4 protein-coding genes are annotated in these 4,297 nt (G+C 63.1%); 2 read left to right on the forward strand and 2 right to left on the reverse strand.

Features of this window, described 5'->3' with window-relative positions; all coding sequences use genetic code 11:
• The first annotated feature begins 246 nt into the window (after positions 1 to 246).
• Both ACP5EL_RS09305 and ACP5EL_RS09310 read left to right on the forward strand, forming a co-directional pair.
• The gene (locus ACP5EL_RS09305; RefSeq protein ID WP_428402235.1) at positions 247 to 1,755 is read left to right on the forward strand and encodes a homocysteine biosynthesis protein; all 1,509 of its coding nucleotides are present in this window, start codon (positions 247 to 249) and stop codon (positions 1,753 to 1,755) included.
• Positions 1,752 to 2,138, forward strand: coding sequence for a 4Fe-4S binding protein (locus tag ACP5EL_RS09310; protein WP_428402236.1), 387 nt, complete (start codon positions 1,752 to 1,754; stop codon positions 2,136 to 2,138). Before ACP5EL_RS09305 ends, ACP5EL_RS09310 begins: the two co-directional genes overlap by 4 nt.
• 16 nt (positions 2,139 to 2,154) lie before the next feature.
• Here the strand turns inward: ACP5EL_RS09310 and glmU are convergent, their stop codons facing one another.
• Together glmU and ACP5EL_RS09320 are read right to left on the reverse strand one after the other, a co-directional pair.
• Positions 2,155 to 3,363, reverse strand: coding sequence for a bifunctional sugar-1-phosphate nucleotidylyltransferase/acetyltransferase (glmU, locus tag ACP5EL_RS09315; protein ID WP_428402237.1), 1,209 nt, complete (start codon positions 3,361 to 3,363; stop codon positions 2,155 to 2,157).
• A gap of 18 nt (positions 3,364 to 3,381) precedes the next feature.
• A complete protein-coding gene (locus tag ACP5EL_RS09320; RefSeq protein WP_428402238.1) occupies positions 3,382 to 4,296 on the reverse strand; it encodes a DUF1616 domain-containing protein in 915 nt (304 codons plus the stop codon).
• Position 4,297: the final 1 nt, after the last annotated feature.

A 4,297-nucleotide genomic window follows, 5' to 3' on the forward strand; every position in this document is an offset into this window, starting at 1 on the left:
GCGGCCTCGACGGGCGGGCAGAAGAGCCATCTGAATATCCTCTCTTGAATCATCGATGCCGGGAGGATCGCTGCAAAGCCGAGCATCACCCCTCCGTTGTAGTTGCTCATCATGGTGGCGTCGCTGGTGAGGACAATCCTTTTGCCTGACATCTGATGGGGCCATCTCGTTGATCCCAGATAACGGTGTTGAGCCGACCGAGATCCCACAAGCCTTTAATAGATCCCGCCTTCAGAGGGGAAGTTCGTGCAGGAGAAGTCGTTGTCGGAGATCAACGAACGCATCCGGGACGGCAGCGTTCGGGTGGTCACTGCGGAGGAGATGCCGGACCTGGTGGACGAGCTTGGCACCGATGGTGCGGTGCGCGAGGTGGACGTCGTCACCACCGGCACCTTCGGAGCCATGTGCTCCTCCGGTCTCTTTCTAAACACCGGCCACAGCGATCCGCCGATAAAGATCTCCAAGGCCTGGCTGAACAACGTGGAGGCCTACGGCGGGATCGCCGCCGTGGACCTCTTTCTGGGTGCCACCCAGCCGTCCGAGGACCGGGGAGACGAGTACGGCGGAGCCCATGTGATGGAGGATCTCGTACTTGGCAGGGAGGTCGAGCTTCGGGCCCGGGGCGCCGTCACCGACTGCTACCCCCGCTTCGACCTGGAGACGACCCTCAGGCTCGACGACTTCAACCAGGCCGCCATGGTCAACCCCCGAAACTCCTACCAGAGGTACGCTGCGGCCACAAACTCGACGGAGAGGACTCTGCACACCTACATGGGTACCCTCCTCCCCCGCTACGGGAACGTCAGCTACAGTGGGGCCGGTGCCCTCTCGCCGATACCAAACGACCCCGACTTCGAGCAGATCGGCGTCGGGACCAGGATATTCCTCTGCGGCGCCCAGGGTTTCATCGTCGGCTCGGGAACCCAGCACCTGCCTCAGGAGGGGTTCTCCACCCTGATGGTGACCGGCGACCTCAAGGAGATGAACAATGAGTTTCTGAGGGCAGCCACCTTCCAGGACTACGGCCCGAGCCTCTACGTCGGCCTGGGGGTCCCCATACCCGTCCTCAACGAGAAGATAGCAAAGAAGACCGCGGTCAGGGATCGAGATATCGTCACCGAGATCGTCGACTACGGCGTCCCGAGGCGAGGACGGCCCGCGGTTAGGAGGGTGAACTACGAGCAGCTCTACTCCGGGCTGGTCGAGATAGACGGGGCTGAGGTGAGGACATCGGCCCTATCCAGCCGCCACGTCGCCAGGAAGGTGGCCTCTGCCTTGGGCGACTCCATCAGTAGGGGCGAGTTCTTCCTCTCGGAGTCGGTGAAGCCCCTTCCTGCCGTCGGCAGAAACAGCCCCATGAAGCAGACCCGGGAGTTCCTCCTGGTGGGGGACGTCATGAGCTCGGAGGTGGTGACGGTCCGCGAGGATATCTGCATAAAGGAGGCGGCTCAGATGATCATCGGCGGGACCTTCGACCACCTGCCGGTCGTCTCGGCTGAGGGGAAGCTGATAGGGATGGTCACCGCCTGGGACATCTCCAAGGCCGTGGCCAGCGACAAGACCTCCCACATCTCCGAGATGATGACCCGCAAGGTCTTCATCGCCAGCCCCGACGAGCCCCTGGAGCTGGCGGCCCGAAAGCTCGACCACCACAAGATATCTGCCCTGCCGGTGGTGGATAAAGATCATCAGGTCATAGGGATGGTAACCAGCGACCACCTCAGCAGGCTCTACGGGAGGAGGCGGTCCCTTTGAAGCTCTTGCTCCACGTAGCTCCGGGGATCGTCCGTAAGCCGATCGTCTCCTCGGTGATCCTGGAGACGAAGGCCCTCATAAACATAGAGAGGGCGAAGGTCGACGCCGTCTCCGGCGAGATCGTGGTCGACGTCGATTCCGAGAAGTGCGGCGAGGTGAAGGCCGCCTTCGAGGAGAAGGGGGTCAGGGTCGTCCTCCTGGAGAACCCGATCATAAAGGACGAGGACGAGTGCATCCACTGCGGGGCATGCATATCGATCTGCCCTACGGGGACCTTCCGTTTCGAGGGATCAGAGGTGGTGGCCGACGCCGGAAAGTGCGTCCAGTGCGCAGCTTGCGTTCTGGCCTGTCCCCAGAGGGCGCTGAGGCTGATCCTGAAGTAACCTCCATCCGGCGAGGTCAGGGCCGGATCTGCTCGACGTGGCCCCGGAGCACCTCGCCGGGCCGGCCCCTATAGCCCGGAGCGATCACCGTCCCCGGGTATATGGAGGTATTGATCCCGGTCTTGACGTCGTCGCCGATGATGGCTCCTAGCTTTCGCCTGCCGCTGTCCGTGCTCTCTCCTCTGATGTAGGAGCGGATCTTGGCGTCGTCGTGACGGAGGTTTGCAACGATGGTCCCCGCCCCGAAATTGCAGTTGGATCCGATGACGCTGTCGCCGACGTAGCTGAGGTGGGCTACGTTCGTTCCGGCCATGATGGCGCTGTTTTTGATCTCCACGGCGTTGCCCACCCGGACGCCGTCGCCGATGCAGGTGTGAGGCCGGATGAAGCAGTTCGGGCCGATATCGCACCCCCTACCTATCAAGACCGGACCGACGATGTAGGATCCGGACCTTATGGTCGAGCCCTCGCCTACGGAGACGGGGCCGGAGAGGGTGGCGCCGGGCTCTACATCGCCCTGGATGCCGCGGTCGCTCTGCGAGATGAGGGTCCTGTTCGCCTCCAGGACGTCCCAGGGCCGACCGAGCTCGATCCAGTCCTCGATCTCCACCACCCGCACCTCTTCGCCCCGGGAGAGGAGGCCGTTTATGCCGTCGGTGAGCTCGAACTCGCCCCTGACGGATGCGGGAGCGCCTCGGAGCGCCCCGAAGATCGTCCGGTCGAAGAGGTAAATTCCGGCGTTGGCCAGGTTCGATGGCGGACGAGGGCTCTTTTCGACGACCGATCTGAGCAGCCCGTCCTCCGTCTCCAAGACGCCGTACCTGGAGGGGTCCTCCACCTCCTTGGCGGCGACGGCCGGGCCCCCCGCCCCCAGGACCCTCTTCAGAGAGAGTGTGTCCGTCAGAACGTCGCCGTTCAGGACCAGAAACCTCTCCTGGGCTCGATCTTCTGCGGCCATCAGGGCGTGGCCGGTCCCCAGCTGCTCCTCCTGGACGACGTAGTCGATCTCCACCCCGAACCGGTCTCCATCCCCGAAGTGGTCCCTGACGGCCGATGACCGGTAGCCCACCACGAAGACGAACTCTTCGACGCCGGACTGGATCGACCTATCGACCAGATGCTCCAAGAAGGGTCCGCCTCCGACCGGGACCATCACCTTGGGCCTGGTGAGGGTGAGAGGCCGCATCCTGCTCCCTTCGCCTGCTGCCAGAACTATCGCCTGCAATAGAAATCCTCCGATCTTTCATATCAGTCTCAAACGCTCGGCCAGGGTCTCCCCCGATCCGCCAGTCCCCCTCGATCCCGTGGCCGGGGATACGTTCACCCAGAGGTGGAGATCTCTATAAGGGGCGGTGAAGTTATCCTCCCTGTAGAGCAGAAACTCCAGCTTCTGATCGGGGCCGGGATCTTCCAGGACGTAACCTGTTGGCCGCTCCCAGGTCTCGTTGTGGTCCAGGGTCGCCTCCGTCTCCAGCATCGTTCTGTTGTTGAACTCGACCAGCATGGTGTAGTTGACCGGCCGATACTCGTGGTTGACGATTCCCACGATGACGATGCTCTCCTCGCCCGAGGCCACCTCGGTGGGGTAGTCGTAGGCCATACCCCCCGGCCCCAGTATGTAGAACTCGGTGAACTTCTCGCCCTCTTTGGGGGTGACTATCACGTAGACCAGAGCGGAGACCGAGCTCAGTATCGCCATCACCAGCACCACGGTCAGAAGCTTGTCGAGCCTGCTGGTCTGGTCCGCCGTCATCTCATCCTTGACCGATCTGAGGCTCTGGCGGAAGGGGACGGAGAACCTCTCCTCCGCGGGGAGCGGTGCCCGTCTCGCCTGGGCTGCGGCCAGAAGGGCGATGGTGAAGATCGATAAGGAGACGACGACGGGGACGAGCCTTATGCCCCAGGGGGTGTAGTTGAGCCCGAGGCCGATCAGCGGCACCACGGCGATGCTCAGGCCGAAGCTGAGGGCGACCCGCTCTATCCCGTCCAGGTCGTCTTTATGAGGAAATAGGGCCGCGATCAGGGCGTAGCCGGGCAGAAAGAGGACCATGACCAGGCCGACGGGAACGCGAAGGGGCAGGTCCGAGAGCGGCGGGACCAGGGTGAGGGCCAAGGTCGAGAGGACGAGAGCCGCCGAGATCAGGAGGTCTGCAGGCACC

Origin of the sequence: Methanocrinis sp., assembly GCF_049974945.1 — an archaeon.
GTDB lineage: Archaea > Halobacteriota > Methanosarcinia > Methanotrichales > Methanotrichaceae > Methanocrinis.